Origin of the sequence: Vibrio sp. CUB2 (assembly GCF_001557945.1) — a bacterium.
Lineage (GTDB): Bacteria > Pseudomonadota > Gammaproteobacteria > Enterobacterales > Vibrionaceae > Vibrio > Vibrio owensii.
This window is the reverse complement of record NZ_LNRB01000005.1, coordinates 458,099-476,335: the sequence shown is the minus strand read 5'-3', so window position 1 is coordinate 476,335 and position 18,237 is coordinate 458,099. Positions and strand designations below refer to the sequence as shown.

Annotated in this window: 18 protein-coding genes; 15 read left to right on the top strand and 3 right to left on the bottom strand. The window is 44.9% G+C overall.

The features are described 5' to 3' along the window. Positions 1-39: 39 nt before the first annotated feature. On the bottom strand, positions 40-975 hold the full coding sequence (locus tag ATB78_RS11065; RefSeq protein WP_061008691.1) for a universal stress protein: 936 nt from the start codon (positions 973-975) through the stop codon (positions 40-42). Between the two features lie 217 nt (positions 976-1,192). Between ATB78_RS11065 and ATB78_RS11060 the strand changes: the two genes are divergently transcribed. From ATB78_RS11060 to ATB78_RS11045, 4 genes are all read left to right on the top strand, one after another. Continuing rightward, the gene (locus tag ATB78_RS11060; protein WP_045404322.1) at positions 1,193-1,624 is read left to right on the top strand and encodes a GNAT family N-acetyltransferase; all 432 of its coding nucleotides are present in this window, start codon (positions 1,193-1,195) and stop codon (positions 1,622-1,624) included. Between the two features lie 191 nt (positions 1,625-1,815). After that, positions 1,816-2,907 carry a choloylglycine hydrolase family protein gene (locus ATB78_RS11055; protein WP_061008690.1) on the top strand — a complete coding sequence of 364 codons (1,092 nt, stop codon included), beginning with the start codon at positions 1,816-1,818 and terminating at the stop codon, positions 2,905-2,907. Positions 2,908-3,560: 653 nt separating this feature from the next. Further along, positions 3,561-6,527 (top strand): M66 family metalloprotease, encoded by a 2,967-nt coding sequence (locus tag ATB78_RS11050; protein WP_061008689.1) that lies wholly within the window; start codon positions 3,561-3,563, stop codon positions 6,525-6,527. A 319-nt stretch (positions 6,528-6,846) separates the two neighbouring features. Beyond that, a complete protein-coding gene (locus ATB78_RS11045) occupies positions 6,847-7,047 on the top strand; it encodes a hypothetical protein (RefSeq protein ID WP_009706027.1) in 201 nt (66 codons plus the stop codon). 20 nt (positions 7,048-7,067) lie between these two features. On the opposite strand, the gene ATB78_RS11040 is transcribed toward ATB78_RS11045, so the two are convergent. Next, positions 7,068-8,351, bottom strand: a complete 1,284-nt coding sequence (locus tag ATB78_RS11040; protein ID WP_005442923.1) for a mechanosensitive ion channel family protein — start codon at positions 8,349-8,351, stop codon at positions 7,068-7,070. Positions 8,352-8,645: 294 nt separating this feature from the next. On the opposite strand from ATB78_RS11040, the gene ATB78_RS11035 reads away from it, so the two are divergent. From ATB78_RS11035 to ATB78_RS11025, 3 genes are all read left to right on the top strand, one after another. Then, positions 8,646-9,209: a DUF308 domain-containing protein gene (locus ATB78_RS11035; protein WP_005427746.1), complete on the top strand. Its 564-nt coding sequence runs from the start codon at positions 8,646-8,648 to the stop codon at positions 9,207-9,209. A gap of 163 nt (positions 9,210-9,372) precedes the next feature. After that, positions 9,373-10,017: an alanyl-tRNA editing protein gene (locus tag ATB78_RS11030; protein WP_061008688.1), complete on the top strand. Its 645-nt coding sequence runs from the start codon at positions 9,373-9,375 to the stop codon at positions 10,015-10,017. A gap of 144 nt (positions 10,018-10,161) precedes the next feature. Beyond that, positions 10,162-10,581, top strand: a complete 420-nt coding sequence (locus tag ATB78_RS11025) for a cupin domain-containing protein (RefSeq protein ID WP_061008687.1) — start codon at positions 10,162-10,164, stop codon at positions 10,579-10,581. A 62-nt stretch (positions 10,582-10,643) separates the two neighbouring features. On the opposite strand, the gene ATB78_RS11020 is transcribed toward ATB78_RS11025, so the two are convergent. After that, a complete protein-coding gene (locus ATB78_RS11020; protein ID WP_061008686.1) occupies positions 10,644-11,546 on the bottom strand; it encodes a DMT family transporter in 903 nt (300 codons plus the stop codon). Between the two features lie 120 nt (positions 11,547-11,666). On the opposite strand from ATB78_RS11020, the gene ATB78_RS11015 reads away from it, so the two are divergent. From ATB78_RS11015 to ATB78_RS10980, 8 genes are all read left to right on the top strand, one after another. After that, positions 11,667-12,149 (top strand): MarR family transcriptional regulator, encoded by a 483-nt coding sequence (locus tag ATB78_RS11015; protein WP_009706033.1) that lies wholly within the window; start codon positions 11,667-11,669, stop codon positions 12,147-12,149. A gap of 32 nt (positions 12,150-12,181) precedes the next feature. Further along, entirely contained in the window at positions 12,182-12,538 is a 357-nt protein-coding gene (locus ATB78_RS11010) for an MmcQ/YjbR family DNA-binding protein (RefSeq protein WP_061008685.1), read from the top strand. Positions 12,539-12,654: 116 nt separating this feature from the next. Beyond that, positions 12,655-13,089: an Mpo1-like protein gene (locus ATB78_RS11005; protein WP_009706035.1), complete on the top strand. Its 435-nt coding sequence runs from the start codon at positions 12,655-12,657 to the stop codon at positions 13,087-13,089. Positions 13,090-13,163: 74 nt separating this feature from the next. Next, complete coding sequence (locus ATB78_RS11000) at positions 13,164-13,550, top strand: MAPEG family protein (RefSeq protein WP_038896884.1); 387 nt, start codon at positions 13,164-13,166, stop codon at positions 13,548-13,550. Between the two features lie 147 nt (positions 13,551-13,697). Next, positions 13,698-14,246 carry a class IV adenylate cyclase gene (cyaB, locus tag ATB78_RS10995; RefSeq protein WP_061008684.1) on the top strand — a complete coding sequence of 183 codons (549 nt, stop codon included), beginning with the start codon at positions 13,698-13,700 and terminating at the stop codon, positions 14,244-14,246. Positions 14,247-14,385: 139 nt separating this feature from the next. Beyond that, positions 14,386-14,715 carry a hypothetical protein gene (locus ATB78_RS10990; RefSeq protein WP_045423570.1) on the top strand — a complete coding sequence of 110 codons (330 nt, stop codon included), beginning with the start codon at positions 14,386-14,388 and terminating at the stop codon, positions 14,713-14,715. 201 nt (positions 14,716-14,916) lie between these two features. Continuing rightward, a complete protein-coding gene (locus tag ATB78_RS10985) occupies positions 14,917-17,400 on the top strand; it encodes an ATP-binding protein (protein ID WP_061008683.1) in 2,484 nt (827 codons plus the stop codon). Positions 17,401-17,573: 173 nt separating this feature from the next. Then, the gene (locus ATB78_RS10980; RefSeq protein WP_020197365.1) at positions 17,574-18,188 is read left to right on the top strand and encodes a sugar O-acetyltransferase; all 615 of its coding nucleotides are present in this window, start codon (positions 17,574-17,576) and stop codon (positions 18,186-18,188) included. The last annotated feature ends 49 nt before the right edge of the window (positions 18,189-18,237 follow it).

Below are 18,237 nucleotides of genomic sequence, written 5' to 3'. Positions count from 1 at the left end.
GGCCCGCTTCTTGATATGAGAGGCGGGCTTTTTTCATTTTTACGCCAAGGGAGAGATAAAGCCTTCAGGTTTTAAAGCAACCAGCGAGCAGTCGATTGATTGCAGGACATTCTCTGCGGTATTGCCAATGATTACTCCTTGGATTCCGGTACGCGCGATTGTCCCCATTACTAATACATCGATTCCTTCCTTAGTGACCCAGCGAGGGATTTGCTCATCCGCAGAACCATGAAGGTGATGAACAACAGAATCGCCAGCGATACCAGAGGTAGCAATAATGGCATCGAGCGCTTCACGGTGTGCAGTTCGGTGCGCGTTGATCTGCTGATCTAGCACATCGTCTTCGATTTGAATCCACACGTGATGCCTCAAATAGCTTTCCATCTGATATTCCCAGCACGACACGATGTGTAATTGTCGATTGAAAGAGTCGGCGATTGCACGCGCAAGTTGCAGCAATTCAACCGTAAGGACTTCTTGTTCTTTACTGGAGATAATCGGATCGATAGCAACGGCAACGCGTTTTTTCACCATTGAGTGTTTTGGTTTTCTGTTTAACCAAACTGGGCAGGGGCATTTTCTCAGAAGCTTCATGTCGAGTGCTTTGAACCCTTTGCTGCCTTCATCCAGCGGTTCTGCATCTTTAATGACGAGATCATAGTGTTGCTTAGAGACAGACTGGATGATGGAGACGCCGGGCTGATCGCCACTTTCAACATTAATAGGGAACGGCTCTACTATGTCGGAAGAGGGATCAAGATCCTGTGCCGCTTTGATATCAGAAAACAAAGTTTCGATCAGAGAGTTTTCGTAAGTGTGTTGATACTCGCTCATGTTGGTTGGCATCGCAGGGCAAACAATTAACCCCGATAACCGTGCATCATGCGACTTAGCGAGTTTCATGGCTTGTTCCAGTGAATCACTTTTACCTTCCAATCCTTGGCTTACGAATAAGATGTTTTGAAATCTTTTCATATCGACCTCCTTTTTATTAAGTGTTGTATCAAGAAGGTTATATTTCCATGTTTAAATTGTGGTTAATTGCGCTAGGACAAACCCTCCGCCATTGCGATTCAATGGGCAGTGGATCTCAATGAACAGGAGCTTCCAATGTACACGGCATCACCAAGTTGCTAGACTCACACTTCGCGGCTGCACATTGAACTTCAGTCCACTCAAAGAGAGAACATCTATGACGGTAGAAAATGTGCTTCCTGAACATTACGCAGAGCTGCTAGCTGTTTGGGAAAATTCAGTCCGAGCGACGCATGACTTCATCACAGAAGAAGATATTGAGTTTTTTAAACCCATCATCATTGAGCAGGCATTTCCTGCAGTCACCTTAAAGTGTGTGAAAGACACGACAGGTGCAATACAAGGTTTTGTTGGTGTTCATGATGAAAAAATCGAGATGCTGTTTCTTCTAGATCAAGCAAGAGGAAAGGGCATAGGTAAGATGTTGCTGCAACACGCGATAAAATATCTCGGCGCAGTAAAAGTCGATGTGAATGAGCAAAACCCACAAGCCGTCGGTTTTTACCAACGTATGGGCTTTAAAATCGAATCGCGCTCACCACTCGATGATATGGGTAAACCATTTCCAATTTTACACATGACGTTGTAACGCTCGATATGTCGTACATCCGCCTTAACAAGGTTTTGTTAGAAGAAACGCCCAAAGCTAATTGCTTTGGGCGTTTCCGTTTTAGCGAATGATACAATTTTATATTCCACCATTTTGATATCTTTTCGATTGTAAGTTGCCTAGAAAGGACTACAATCGCGAAATGTTACCCCTCCTTGGTGGATCTAAAAATGATAAAGAAAACCCTCCTTGCTATGGCACTTTCTGCGAGCATTATCGTTCCGGCGAGTGCTTGTACTGGCATCTCTCTTTCTACTGTGGCGAATGACCACATTCATGCTCGCACAATTGAGTGGGGCGAAAACGATCTCAACAGCAAGTTGATTGTTGCTCCCCGTGATTACACGTTTACCTCGACTATGCCGGACCAGAAACAAGGTTTGAGTTGGAAGAGCAAGTATGGCTTTGTTGGGATCTCCGTCAGTGACGATCGCTTCATTGGTGAAGGCATCAATGAAAAGGGACTGACTGCCGGTTTGTTTTACTTCAAAGGTTACGGCTCGTTAAAAGCGTACGACGCGAAAGACCGTGCAAACAGCATTGCAGATATGGACTTTGTTCGTTGGATGCTGTCGCAGTTCAAAACCGTCGATGAAGTAAAAACGGCGATGAAAAACATCGATATTGTTCCGGTTTATATCGATGAGAAAGGACAACCTTCACCAACTGGTCACTGGCGTGTTACCGATAAAGCGGGTAACAACATCGTCATTGAAATCATGGATCATGGCCAAGTACACATCTACGATAACGAAGTAGGTGTACTAACAAACTCACCAACGTTCCCATGGCAAGTGACCAATTTAAACAACTACATTCATTTGCAGCCGGGCACTAGCGCGCCAACCAAATTTGGTGGTGTTGAAGCGAAGTCGTTCGGTATTGGCTCTGGCTTCTTGGGTATGCCAGGGGACATTACGCCACCATCGCGATTTGTTCGTGCAGCGTTTTTCGTCAACACTGCTCCGGAATCGAAAACGGGCGAAGAGGCGGTGTCACAAGCATTCCACATTTTGAACAACTTCGATATTCCAATTGGTACAGAATTTGGGCCTGAATATCGTGAACATATCCCTGATTTGCCGAGTGCGACGCAATGGACCTCGGTGATTGATCAAGGTAACAAGGCGCTGTACTACACTACGATGCACGATAGTCGAATCAAGAAAGTTGACCTGACTAAGATTGACTTTGACAAAAAGCAAGAAGTGAAACGTGAATTGGATAACGGGACTTTTACGTTTACAGACGTGACACCTTAGTTTTCCCTCGAACGTATAAATAGCCCAAAGCGGAGAAGGTTTTCCTTCTCCGCTTTTTTATTTCCGAAACATCATGAATTTCAAATAGAGTTTTGAAAACTGAGGTGTCGATTCAGCAAGTTATGAAGCAAAATTTATTGGCTAATGAATTTTATGACTCTGATTCCATATTAAACAGACTTTATGCGATATTTTTTAATCTTCTTATTTATCAGTCGGATGAAAATAATAGTGCTGTAGTAAAAGTCTGATCCTTTCAACAACAAGAGGTTGGTTTAAAACTTATTCATTTAACTTTTATTTACAGAAATATGCTGATAAATATTTAATTAATTTATGCTTCTAATAGTTAGTTTTCGTTTAAGGTGTTGATATTTATTGCCTTTATCTTGGGGTTTGTCATTGTTTCCTTGATGGCTTTGAAAGCGGTGTTAATTCGCAGGTTAGAGCTTTAAATTCTCTAAAACTAATTAAGTAATTTCTAAACTCATGAAATGGACGCTCTGTTCGTGCTTGCTCGATAAGAAATATTTTAACGTTTTAACCTGAACTTTCTCGGGAGAAAAATCTGATTTCATGAAGTTGATTTTTACAATTGCTGGGAAATAAAAGTAATAAACAAAGTGGTTGAAATACAAACATAAGGGAAAGGTATGAAAACAAATAAGGTCAGTATAGGGTTAAGTGTCGCTTGCGGATTATTATTCACGGGCGTTACTCACGCTCAGGTTATCCCATTCAATAATAATCAGCCGACTAATGACTTACAGGGTGATTTTGAGGCGATGGTCATTTATGCGCAAAACATCACGGTTCCTCATCACAATGATAAAGGCGATCCTAGGCCGCACCTCACTGCATTGCGCGATATTTTGCTGCTTGTTAAACCTGTCGAGAACGTACTGGACTCGACGCAAGTGAAAGTGATTGGGCGCGATGCTAATGGTGAGCAATTAGGTGTGCTGTCACTGAACCCACCAGAGCAAATACCGAGTCACGATGGCCCAAACCTCGACATTACCTATGCGCAAGATATGTGGTCAGTGACACTGCCAGCGACTTGGGTACAACCCGGCCTTACTCTAGAGCTCCTGAATGGAAGCACATCAGGCGTCCTCTCCGGTTTGGATATTGGTGCGCCGAACGAATTGCTGATAAACACGATGGATTTAGGGATGCTAACCAATCCAAGGGGCCGTTTTTACTTCGCAGACAATCCTGAAAGACATAGAGACTACTTCCAAAAAATTCCGGTAAGCAAGTTGATCGTTAACCCATACGAGACAGTGAAACTCAATGAAGTGATGCTGCCAGATGGCCGTTTATTAACTGAATTAGATCCGAGCACGGGTACTTGGCACAAAGGGGATATGCGTGCGTATACCACCAAGATTCTGATGTCGCACGGCATCAACCTAGCAAACTATGGCATCAACTCTTCAACGGCGATCTCCGAGAGAGCGCATCCATACACGGCGAATCAAATTACAGCGATTGCCGCAGTAGGGCGTTATCAAAATGGCGTAGTTGCTCACGGTGGCAGTGGTGGCAACGGTATGGTGACTATCGATTCATCATTAGGTAATGAATGGAGTCACGAAGTCGGGCATAACTTTGGCCTCGGGCACTGGCCGGGTGGCACGGATGGCACAACGCATCGGCCATCTACAGACATAAACTCTGCATGGGGTTGGGATCAATTCCAACAGCGTTTTATTGCTAACTTCATGTGGAACAAGCGCAATGGTCAGGATCAGGTTTGTTGTACCGACGGCATAGGAATCCCAGCTTTCGAAGGCTATAAGTTCAACAGAGATGCAATGGGGGGCGGTGAGCCAACTTCACCGATTTCCAAGTACACCCTGCATACTCCGTTTGTGCTAGAAAAGATTCAGACCTTTATGGAGAAAAAGGCGACATTTGATGAGGCATCGCCGACTGGCTTTAGTAAATGGAACGATGAAACCAAAACGATGCAAGAGTTTGAACAACCAGCGCTCTTGTTGGCCAAATCTATCGCCTCGCAATCTCAACTAAATACGATCAAAGACGACACGGCTGGTTCAGTGCTGCTGGGTTACATCAATGACTTTGATATCACAAAGGTAGAAACGGGCGACGGCCGTTGGATACGCGATATTTACTTGCCGAGTGCTGCAAATGTTGTCGCGGGTAAAGTGGTGAACGTTGCACGTTACTCTGGGTATGGCGTGACAGTTCATATTAATGGTCAATCGGTGAACTTGAATCGTGGTGACAGCAAGTTTTACATCAGTGACGGTAAAGATTGGCAAGAAACCAGTGAAGCTCAGGTAGCGGAAAATAACCCAACACGTGTCCCTACGGATAGCGGTGTCGCTGTTACAACGCTTGTTGGTTACTACGACCCTCAGCAGACACTTAACAGCTATATTTTCCCAGCATTACATGGTGCGTATGGCTTTGTTTATCAGCCGACTCCAGCAGAGAGCCTAAACACAAATGGATGTTATGTCAGAGTGTATAACGGTAGAAACTACCAAACGGATAACTACCAATTGGTTGGATTCCGTTATGACGATAACGTGATGAACAAGTTCCACATCAACCTCAAGCAAGCGGATGCACCGACAAGAGCAGAAGTTGTCTGCGATAACACGGTGTTGAGTTCGTTAGACATTGAGAAACCAAAGCAAGACCTCAAAGTTTCTATTATTCAGTCTGATTCCTTAACCGACTCAACTCCAACGGAGAATAGCGCACCTGTTGCTCATGCTGGTGAAGATCAGTCAGTACTGTCAGGCGCAGCCATTACGCTATCTGCAGAACAGTCAGCGGATGCCGATGGCGATGAGTTAACTTACCTGTGGAAGCAAATCTCGGGTTTACCTGCGACCATTCAGTCGACCGACAAAGTTAACACCAGTGTCATTTTGCCGGAGTCTAACAAAGCGGAGTCGTACGTTTTTTCCGTCACGGTCTTCGATGGAAAAGCAAGTTCTGAAGATACGGTGATGATTAATGCTCAGCCTCAAGCAAACCAAAATCATGCGCCGCAAGTGTCTCTCCCGCAAAGCATGGAGGCAAAATCTGGTGCAGTTATTGAGATTGCCGCAACGGCATCGGACCAAGATGGTGACGTGCTTTCATATCAATGGCATACATCGGACCTAGCTTATCAGCCTGTATCAGTAGGCACTATTCGTGTGAAGGTTCCGGAAGTAACAGTCGATAGCCAATTTACGGTCCTTGTAGTCGTCTCTGATCCAACAGGGGAAAGTGCCAGTTCAAGCACGGTTGTGAGAGTCAAAGCTAACAACAATGCCTGCAGCATCAGCGACTCAAATGCGGCGAACTACGCTGTATGGTCAGCAAGTAAATCGTACTCGGGTGGTGACCTTGTCAGCTACAAGCAGCTCGTTTGGAAAGCAAAGTACTGGAGCCAGAACAATCAACCTGATAACAGTGATGTCTGGGAGCTAATCAGCGATGTAGCGCTGCCGTGGTCAACTCAAAAAGCTTATTCCGGCGGTGATCAAGTGACGTACAACGGCGTTAAGTATGAGGCGAAGTGGTGGACGCGTGGTGATCAGCCGGACGTTTCTTCTGTATGGACTGGCAAAGGTTCAGCATGCCAATAATTGATTGAGCTGCTTAGTGAACCAGGGGAGAAACAACCTCTGGTTCACTCAATAAATATTGTTTTTAGCTAAAACGATTAAGCTGAAATTCTTAAATCCAACAAATTTCATCTATTTTTATGGAATTTAATTCCATTTCAAACCAAGCCAAAAAATAGACGGAAAGCTTTATTTTCAACGTATTAATACCGCATTGAACGAGAAATCTGCGATTCTCGTAGGCATTCTGTCAGAAAAGTTCTGTCGTATGCTATCCAGACCACTATCGGTATTTGCAAGAATTCTCGGTAAATCTATAAATGTTGGTCGGGGGATCATTGTGAAAGACAAAATGGAAACGTATTGGGTGCAGCTTGTAGACAAGGCAAGTACCGCATCTGATTTATCGGATTTGACGCGCTCGAGGTTACGAGGCTGTATTGGTAAATACGGTTTGCGTTACAAGGTACAAGATGGTGTGCTAGCGGAGCATCGTTACAATCGCAAAGGCCTCACTCCCAGTTTAGAGAGTGAAGCATAGGCTTCACCCTCATTGTTATTTTATTGAGTGTTTTTGCTGGTGGTATTTTCCAATGCAATTTGTCTAGCGTCATTACTGGTTAGCATCTGGTAAGGACGCAAGCCAAATAGAGGCATAATAGAGTAGATGTGATCGAACAGGTCCGCCTGAACGCCTTCGTAATACGCCCAGTCGGTATTATTGGTAAAAGCGTAGACTTGAAGCGGGATACCTTCTGGTGTGGGTTCTAATTGCCTAACCATAATCAGCATATATTGGTGAATATCTTTGTTCGCTTTTAGGTACGCATTAATATAAGCGCGGAACATACCTAAGTTTGTCATTTGACGAAGGTTGCCAAAGGCTGGTTCGTCGCTCATCTCTTCATTGTATTCGTTAATATCACGCGATTTTTCATAAATATATTGGCGTAAGATTCGAATGCTTTTCAGCTTTTCAATTTCTTCATCAGACAAGAAACGAATCGATGTGACGTCGACATTAACGGAACGCTTAATACGTCGGCCACCAGAATCAGACATACCTTGCCAGTTGATAAACGCGTTCTGAACTAGCGCATAGGCGGGCAGCATGCTTACGGTGTTATCGAAGTTTCTGACTTTCACCGTCGTCAGCGAGATTTCTTCTACTGTGCCATTTGCACCATAGGCGTCCATCTGAATCCAATCGTTTAAGCTGATCATGCGGTTTGCAGAAAGCTGAATGCCAGCAACAAACCCCAATATCGTGTCCTTAAACACCAGCATCACGAAACCCGTTGCGACACCTAAACCTGACAAGAAGATGACTGGGGATTCGTTAGCGAGAATCGACATGGACACCACAACGCCAACAAAGAAGGTGAACAGTTTGATCAACTGAACAAAACTCTTGATCGGCATTCTTTTGGTTATACCTTTAAACGTCGCGATGTCATTCATAGCATCGAGTAGGGCGAAGATCATCCACACAAAGATGACCAAGATAGAAATGCTTAAAATTCTATCGAAGATCGCCGCCAACCAATCATAATGGCCGACAGCAAGTGGAATGAAGACATCGAGCACCATGATGGGAATGAGCAACGACAGCTTCTCTAACACGTCGTACTTGGTCAAACTCTCAGCGAGTGGTTTGTTGGTTTTCATCAGAACGTTGTTGGCCGTTCTAACAATCAGGTGATGCACAATCAAATAGCTGAGAGCGGCCGCAGTAAGGCTCGCTAAAATAAAGACAGAGGTGAGTTCAATACCATAAGGGTCGCTGTTGATACCTACTGAGCTCAGCTTTTCAGAAATGAAGGTGCGAATATGATGATCGAGCAAAATGTCATCCTCAAAAAGTAGCCTGAATGAAAGGAGTGGGAACGTCTAAGGAAAAGTCAGGCAACTGGCGTTAGAAAAGCCGCTAATCCTACTCTCCATCTCCTTGTTTTGCACTGGTTTAATCCAGCAATCTTGAAACTTATTATTCAAAAATAGCGTATAGGCGATGATGTGATACGGGTTTAACATCCTTTTATGCAAACGGGACACGTATTTCTGTTAAGTCTGTGAACTCTCTATATTTTATTAGACTAGACTGAAAAGGCGGCTCGCGTTTAATTCAAGAGGCATTCAATGGAAAATTCTAATCAATCACAACAGCCTACATTCCTATCTAAAGGCTGGAAATACTTCGTTATCGTTGGCGTTATCATCGCACTAATGGGCATTGGTGCCATGAGTTTGCCTGTACTGGCAGGCGTGACGATCTCAACCATCGTGGGTGCAGTACTCTTGTTCAGTGGTCTGGTTCAGGCTTACCACACATTCTCCATCAATGTTTGGAAAGAGAAGCTTTGGTATGTATTAAGTGCGGTACTGTATATCGTGGGTGGTCTGTTTATCTTGTTCAAACCACTGGCGGGCCTTGTCACGATTACCATGTTGATGGTGATTGTGATGATCTTAAACGGTTTGACTCGTATCTTCTTTGGTTTGAGCAACCGTAGCCTACCAAGCAGCAACGTTATTGTATTCAGTGGCGTAATTTCAGTGCTGATCGGTGGTTATTTCTTCATGTTGCTTGATGATCCTGCATTCTCAACCACGCTATTGGGCACGTTTGTGGGCATCTCGCTACTGATTGAAGGCATCAGCTTCATCTTTATGGGCTTACAGATGAAAAAGCTCTCCCAATAAAGACGCTATTCTGCGCCAAAACTTTGTGAAATTGAAAATGCCTGCCGATTCGGTGGGCATTTTTTATGGATGAAATCGGGCAGAGAATCACACAGATACGCTATGCATTGATATAAAACTCACCTAAAGTAAGGCATCACCACGATAAATTGCAGGGAAGGCAATGACGCACAAAGTATTTTGGGATGACCCGTATCAAGTCGAGTTGGAATCTACCGTTTCTCGCGTAGACGGACGTTGTATCGAGCTAGAAGAAAGCATCTTTTACGCCGAGTCTGGAGGTCAAGAAAGCGATGCAGGCACCATCGGTGGTATCCAAGTGATAAAGGCTGAAAAGCAAGGTCTATCGATTGTTTACACTCTGGAACGTGAGCCAAAATTTCAAGCTGGCGCAGTCGTGACCACGCAGATTGATTGGGCGCGTCGTTATGCTTTGATGAAACTGCATTTCGCCGCGGAAGTGATTCTTGAAGTCGTGACTCACCGTTTTCCTGAGATGACCAAAGTCGGTGCGCACATTTCTGCCGACAAAAGCCGGATTGATTTTGAGTGGCATGAGAGCGTTAAACCACTGCTGCCAGAGCTGCAACAACAAGCTCAAAGTGTGATCGATTCTCATGCTGGCATCATCAGTGACTTTTCTGATACCAGCGAACAGCGTCGCTACTGGAAAGTTGAGGGCTTTGCGCAAGTCCCGTGTGGCGGCACTCATTTAAAGAACACGTCGGAAGTTGGGCGTATTCAACTAAAACGAAAGAACATCGGCAAAGGCAAAGAGCGCATCGAAATCAGCCTAGTAGAAGAGTGATGCTGGGCTCAACAACAGAGTCGGCTGTTGTATCATGGGAATAGGCTTCGCTGTTTCGCTCACACTTCTTCTCATCCACTCGTCATCATCTTCCATCCTCTCTTACTGTTTAAACAAAGGTTATCAATAAGCAAGGAGAGGATTTTGAAACCGATTCAAACCGCAGTGATTGCACTTTCATTGGTGTTTAGCTCTGTATGGGCAGACACCCATTTGCCAGATTCAGTAGAGGCTGACGTAGTCCTAAAGACGACAACCAGTTGGGATGGCACTACGCTGCCTGAATACCCCAAAGGCCAACCGGAAGTCACCATCTTGAAAATTACCGTCCCGAAGGGCGTGCAGCTTCCCATGCACCAACATCCTGTCATTAATGCAGGCATTGTGCTGAAAGGGGAAATCACAGTCACGAAAAAGGATGAAGAGAAGATCGTACTGAATGCCGGAGATGCAATTGCGGAAGTCGTCGACCAATGGCATTTTGGCGCAAATACGGGTGAGGAGCCGGTAGAGATTTTGGTGTTTTACGCTGGAGTGAAAGATAAGCCGATAACGGTGAAGTGAAGAAAGCAGAACCAAAAAGCCCGAGCATAAACTCGGGCTTTTGTTTTTCACGTTGCAGAGCGTTATGACTCACAAGGCTTTGCGTGATTGATGCTGCGTTTTTGTTTAAACGACATCACCAGCTGCGGAACGAGCGACATCAGGATCATGCCAAGCATCAAGCTGTATTGAACGGGAGTGAAGCTTTCGCCCATCAATACTAAGCCAGAAACAATGCCAGCGACTGGGTTTGCGATACCACCGAAGGTAAAGTCCACCACAGACATGCGTTGCAATAGCCACACGTACATGCCGTAACCAAGTGCGGTGTTAAGGACGATGACCCACAATAAACCACCGACGTTTCTTAATGATGCGTTTTGCATGGCGCTCACGTACGGCTCTGGATCAAAGCTTGCGAAGATGGCTGCAGCGATAGAAAGAATGATGCCGCCTAAAATGAGCTGCCATGTTAGCACCGTCCACCAGTGCATTCTTGCACCAAGAGACTTAGTGACGCTACTGCCGATAACGATACACATGATTGCAGATAGCATAGCAATTAAGCCAATTGGGTTAAGTGTGATCGAGCTAGGATCAAACAGGAACCACGCCAGTGCAATCAGCGCTGCGCCGCTTATCCCTTGAATCAAACTCGGTTGTCGCTTGTACACAACCCAGCCAAACAGCATCGCGAACACAGGGACAGAAATCATACCCACTCCGGAAATTGCAGAAGGCAAGGTCAACGCCATAACAAAGATGAGTCCGAAGAAGAGGGCGATATTGATCGTGCCGAGTACCAGTAAGATCTTCCAATCTTGTTTCTTTGGTAGTGATGGTTTGATAGCAAGCAACAAAAGGCCGGCTGGCAAAGCTCGCAGCGCGCCAAGCAACACTGGCGGCCAGTCTGGCAAAGTAAATTGTGTCACGGCGTAAGTGGTGCCCCAAAAGAACGCCGGAATCATCGCGAGTAAAATGTTCATGTTAAATATCTTTACGTTGAGATAATTTATTGTAAAGGTACGCTCGTGGTGGCTTTTTGTAAAGTATCTTTATGTTAAAATAAATTCGTAAATCAAAATGTCTTTGGAGATGAAAGGGTAATGGACGCAATTGACAGAGTGGTAAGCCAGTGGGCTAAGGAAAAGCCGGAGCTCGACACCGAACCGATGGCGATCATGGGGCGTTTGATGAGAATCGCAAAGCACATGGAGAACCACGTCGCCGAACTGCATAAACGTTACGACCTCAAAATGGGTGAGTTTGATGTCTTAGCAACGCTGCGACGCAGTGGTCAGCCATATCGTTTAACGCCATCGGAGCTGATTTCATCCATGATGCTGACGTCCGGTGCCATGACGAATCGGCTTGATAAGCTAGAGAAGAAAGGTCTTATTGCGCGTGAGCACAGTAAAGAAGATCGCCGTAGTGTCACTGTCGAACTCACAGAAAAAGGGTTTGAGCTGATTGATTCACTGATAGAGCAACACCTTCAAGCGCAACATGATCTGATGGGCTCCTTAAACAGTGCAGAAAAAGGGCAGGTTAATCAGGCGTTAAAGCTTCTATTACCGCAGTATGAGTAGAGCTAAGTCATGGGTTTGAAAGAGGATTACGGATGAATATTAAAGAGTTAGAGCAATTTCTTGGTACTTTCATGTGTGCAGAAAGCAGTTTCCCATTTGGCCCTGAAGCGCTCGTCTTCAAAATTAAAGGCAAGATGTTTGCGGTTTTGGCACAGCGCCACGGACGAGAGTATGTGAGTCTGAAAGTAGCACCTGAAGATGGGGAAGTACTAACGTCCCAGTTCACCGATATAACGCCGGGTTATCACCTAAACAAACGTCATTGGATTACGGTTTACTTCAATGGCGATGTTGAAGATGGCTTCGTGCAGGATTTGTGCGAACGCTCTTATGACCTAGTGGTTGCTAAACTAACGAAAGCGCAGCGTATTTCATTGGGATATCAGTAACATAGTTTGTGCTTGGTCACAGATACTTTGTTTATTATCAATATCTTCGGACAAAAACTCGCACCTTTAACTCGCACCGACTATATAAATGTTATAGCGATGTTAAAGGTGAAGTTATGCGTGAACTCTCTGAATGGTTAGAAGCCTACGGTGAAAGCCATCAAAACCCAATCAATCAAAAGATTCATAAAGTGGCGGTGCCGGGTATCTTTTTATCCGTGGTTGGGTTGATTTGGTCTATTCCGCAAATTCCTTTGTTTGGATTCAATCTCAACTGGGTATGGGTTGTTGCTTTACCCGCTTGGATCTTCTACTTCCGTCTGTCTCTCAGCGTATTCATGATGATGATTGGTTACACCGTTGCGTGTATTGGGCTCATCTGGTCGATGGACATACTCGGTTGGCCAGTCTTACAGATTTCTATGCTGCTGTTTGGTGTGCTTTGGATTTTCCAGTTTATCGGGCACAAAATCGAAGGGAAGAAACCATCGTTTTTTGAAGATGTTCAGTTCCTCTTAATCGGGCCAATTTGGGTGTTTCGTAAGCATTAATGAGACAAGTAAGCAGTCGAGCAAATTAGAAATTGCTAAACTTAACTTATGAATCATTATCACGAATCCCTGTTATGCCTACCGCACTGTTTGTCTTAGTCTTTGTCAGTTTTATTCCTTATGTGTTAGCCGGCCTTGGGGGCTATGCCAAAGTCCAGCAACTCGGCCATTTAGATAACCATCATCCGCGTTTACAAGAGAGAAAACTTAGTGGTCGAGCCGCAAGAACCATTGCGGCGCAGTCGAATGCTTGGGAAGCGTTGGCATTTTATAGCGCAACCATTCTTACCGTGAGTTTGAGTGGCGTTCCATGGTCTGATCTTTCCATGCCTGCGATTGTATTTGCTTTTACCCGAATGGCTCATCCTGTCATGTACATTGCGGATATTGCCATCGGTAGGACTCTGGTCGTCATCGCTGGCATTGCAAGCTGTGTGTATATGCTTTCTCTTGCGTTTTAAGTTTTGTGCCACGTTTTGCACAAAGTTATCTTGTGTTTCAGACCAGTCGCGAAACTCATGCTACTCTTTCGCCAATTTTAAAAGTCCTTTCACCTTGTGAAGAGCAGAATAAAAAGTCCAAGCGAACAGTTGTAGAGAGGTAGTCGCGTGAGTGCACAAGATCATTTTCAGGGTCAGTTTGAAGTTGAATTGAAATATCGAGTGAAAGACAAGCGAGCGTTTTTAACCGCGCTAAGCAGCTTACAGCACGAGGTGATGTTCGAAGATAACCAAGAATCAGATTGGTTTTACGATACGCCGGAACGCAAACTAACCAATGAAAACAAAAGCTTGGTGATTCGTGAAATTGAACCATCTGGTATTAAGCTTTGGATTGTTAAAGGGCCGGAAGAAGATCGTTGCGAAGCAACAGACATCACCAAGTCTCACGCGGCAAAAAGCATGTTAGAGAACATGGGTTACGAGGTCATTCTTCATACTAAGAAGACTCGCAGTATCTACTTTGTCGGTGAATTCCATATCACGCTTGACCACCTTGAAGGCATCGGTTATTTCGCAGAATTCGCGATCATGACTGATGATGAAAGCGCACTCGGACGCTACAAACAAAAACTGCAAGCATTAGCAGGCATGTTTGGTTTGGATGAGTCCAACAGAGAATTGCGCTCTTACAAACAAATGTGGACCGCTCAGTAAAATCCCCGTCATTTCTTATTGGTCTGACAAGCAACTCCCTCCAATCGCACTATGATTAAAGTAGTGCGAGCTTGCCGTCTCGCATCACCATTCCATTTCGCAGACTGATGGTGACAATGTCACTTAAACGGAGGGGGAAATGTACAACCGCGAGCACAAATACGTGTATTGGCGAGAAGAGCGCAAGAAAGGCAAATGGCACTACATAATGAAGTCTTTCTTGATGATTTGCTGTGCGTTGTTGGTTGGCAAGGTTATAGGCTTGTTTATCTTTGGTGAGCTGCAAACGGTAAGGGATATTACAGAGCAGTTTCCTGCCGATGTCTTCATCATGATGCTGGTGGGATTCCCCATTAGCGTTATTGGTTGGTATCACGAAGAGTCGAAGTTCTTCCGAGCCTTAAAGCGCCGAAATAAGAAATTCAAAGCGCGCTTGGAAAGTCGCAAAAAATCAAACAAGCCAGTTTAGAAAGATGCCGCAAGATTCGAACTTTGCGGCATTTTTGATCCCGCCAGTTTACTGCTTTCCATTCATTAGGTTCATGTGTGATTTGTATTGATGGAGTTGGTTCCCAAAGGTTAACCCTAAATGAGTATGAGAATTAACCGGTGACGTATCCTACACTTATTGATGTGAAAGCGGTGAATTCGCGCAAGGAAGCATGTGCTCATGGCAAAAAAGCTCTCTAGGTTCAGTCCGAAAGCTCTATTACTCATTTTTATTGGAATGACTGCGCTCATTTACGGAGTCATTTCACTTATTGTGTTATCTCAAGAAAGTCAGGCGACAATAAAACAACTCCAAAAGGGGAATGGTCGGTTTGAGCTAGAGTCGGCCAAGATCTTCATGGAGAAGTACTTAGAGGTAGCGGAAGACCGAATCGTCCTTGCGTCCCAATACCGTGGGGTTATCGATGCCGTGGTCGACAATGATGTTGAAGGGTTAGCGTTCCAGTTAGAGCGTTTTAAAGGCCAACATCAAACGATGCAATTTGCAGCAAGAGATGTAAACGGCGATTTGTTGTTCGAAGACACTTTCCGTCATCCCGCATCAGAACAAGAAGTCGCGATTTTTAATGCGCTTTCCGAGTCTCGACTAAATGAGCGCATCGTGTATCTGCTGCACGATGATACTAATCACATCTGCTTAAAGCTTTTTATGCCCCTTGTAAATAACGGTGATTTTGTCGGAGTGCTATATGGTGAAACCGCTGTCGATTACGATGACTTTTTTGGTTCGTTCGTAACGGGAAGAGAGCGTTGGTATGAACTCAGTCAAACCATTCCGCCACTTCCTGAACTGGCTCACCTAACCGAAACACAGGCGCAAGACCATCTCTCCCATAGCCACGAGCATGTTCCAACAGCAAGCGAAATCGACCGATGGATCATCAATAAAGAACCCTTGAGTCGAGGTAATTTGCTTTTGACTCAAGGTGTCAGTAAATCCTTCTTGGATGAACAATTAACGAACCTTCAAAGCAGTTTGCTAAAGGGCTTAATTGGCGTGTTAATCGTGAGTTCGATTATCGTGACAGTCATAGGAAAAAGGCTATTTGTTAACCCACACCGTGAACTCGAAAAATCCAAGCAGGAGCTAGAAGAATCTAACCTTCAATTGAAAGAAAAAGAGAAGGAGAGCGAGTTACTTGCGACCGTTGTTAAAGCCGCGCGAGATGCCGTTGTTATCACGGACCACCACGGAAAGGTTGAGTGGGTAAACAAGGCGTTTGAATCCATGACGGGTTATCAACTCGATGGCATCAAAGGGCTAGCGCCGGGGGCTTTCTTGCAAGGTGCTGATACTTCACCAGAGACGATCGCAGACATCGGAAAAGCGATTCGACAGGGTGAGCAAGTTAGGACGGAGATACTCAACTATACGAGAAACAAACAACCCTATTGGATTGATATCGATATTATCCCATTGAGGAATGAGCAAGGTGTTGTTGAGCGGTTTATTGCCATTGAACGTGATATCACAGAAGTGAAACGCTTAGAGAGTGACCTTGAAACCGAGGCATTAAAGGCAAGGCACGCCAACGAAGCGAAATCGGCCTTTTTAGCGACGATGAGTCATGAAATCAGAACGCCGCTTAATGGGCTATTGGGGATGCTACAAATACTGATCGATGACATCCGAGACCCGGAACAAAGGAAAGTGCTGCGACTCGCATTGAACTCGGGTGAACACTTGATCTCGATTCTCAATGATATCTTAGATCTAGCCAAGGTAGAAAGTGATGCGCTTGCACTCGATATTCATCCTTTCAAAATGGCGGACATCATTACTCCGGTGGAAGTGACTTACCAAAGCTTGTGTTCAGAGAAAGGTATTGTATTCAGCGTGGACAACCAATGCAGCGATGAATGCCAATATAGTGGTGATTCTGTACGTATTCGGCAGGTCTTGCTCAACCTTGTCGGGAATGCGCTCAAGTTTACTAAGGCTGGTCATATTAACGTTTCCATCAAAGCGCTAGAGCCGCCCTTCGTAGAATTTTGCGTAGAAGACTCCGGTATCGGTATTCCTCAAGATCGTATGGATTCTATTTTTAATGAATTTGAACAAGCGGAAGTGTCGACGACTCGGCAGTATGGTGGCACCGGGTTGGGCTTAGCGATTTGTCAAAAATTAGTGACTCTTATGAATGGCCGAATCAGTGTTGAGAGCGAGTTAGGAAAGGGAAGCCTGTTCCGCTTTGTGATTAGCTTACCGAGTGCATCAGGCGATGCCATTGAAGAGAAAACAGAAGATGTGAAGGTTGAAGATCTCTCTTCCGTTCACGCGCTGATTACCGATGACAATCGGAAGAATCAAATCATCGCTAAAGTCTTTTTAGATAAGTTAGGGGCGAAAAGTCACACATGTAGCAGTGGACAAGAAGCGCTGAACTTGTTGAACGAGCAGTCTTTCAATCTCATCATTATTGATAACCATATGCCAGAAATGAGTGGCATTGAGGTCGTTAAGCGAATTCGCGAGCAAGGGTTGGATGATGTCGTGATCTTCGGTTGGACTGCGGATGTGATGCAGCAATCGACACAATCTTTTATCGATGCGGGTGCCGATGAAGTTCTTGCCAAACCACTCATCAAAAAGGACCTCATGGATGCTTTGTCTCGGCATCTACCTAACGCCTCCAAGGATTAAGCGTCGCATTTTTGTCTGTGAAGAAACAACACATCATCGATGAAAACGTGTCTTGGGTTCATTACTTCACCTTACTTACAAAGTAAGGCGCGAATTTCATGACTTTTGGCAAGCCTTTCTTATTCTTACTCTGATAAATTCCAGCCAAGAACATCCCCTCAACAGGAATAATAATGGATAAGAAAACTATGTTGCACAGCCAAAAAGTGTACTTCTGTAATGATGAAGAATTGGCGGCAATGCAAACCGAATGTCTTGAGATCTTATACGATTACAACCACACACGTCCTTCGGAATCAGAAAAGCGGGGCGAGATACTCGGTCGTCTGCTCGCGTCTGTTGGTGAGAACTGCTACATCGAACCGCCTTTAAGAGCGAACTGGGGTTGTCACACTTACCTTGGCGACAATGTTTACGCAAACTTCAACCTGACTTTGGTCGACGATACCTACATCTACATCGGGAATAGCGTAATGATTGGACCGAATGTGACCATTGCAACGGCAGGGCACCCAATCGATCCCGATTTGAGGCGAGACGTCGCGCAGTTCAACATGCCGGTTCGAATCGGAGATAACGTATGGATTGGTGCGAACTCGGTGGTATTACCGGGTGTGACGATCGGAGAAAACTCGGTGATTGGCGCGGGCAGTATCGTAACTAAGGATATTCCTGCCAATGTGGTGGCCGTTGGTAACCCTTGTCGAGTGCTTAGAGAGGTCGGACAACACGATAAAGAGTACTATTTTAAAGACCGTAAGCTTGAACAAAATATGTTCAATGGTTAGTCTGAACCTTCTACCCGAATAGGAAAGTAAAATGATCATCCGCACAACC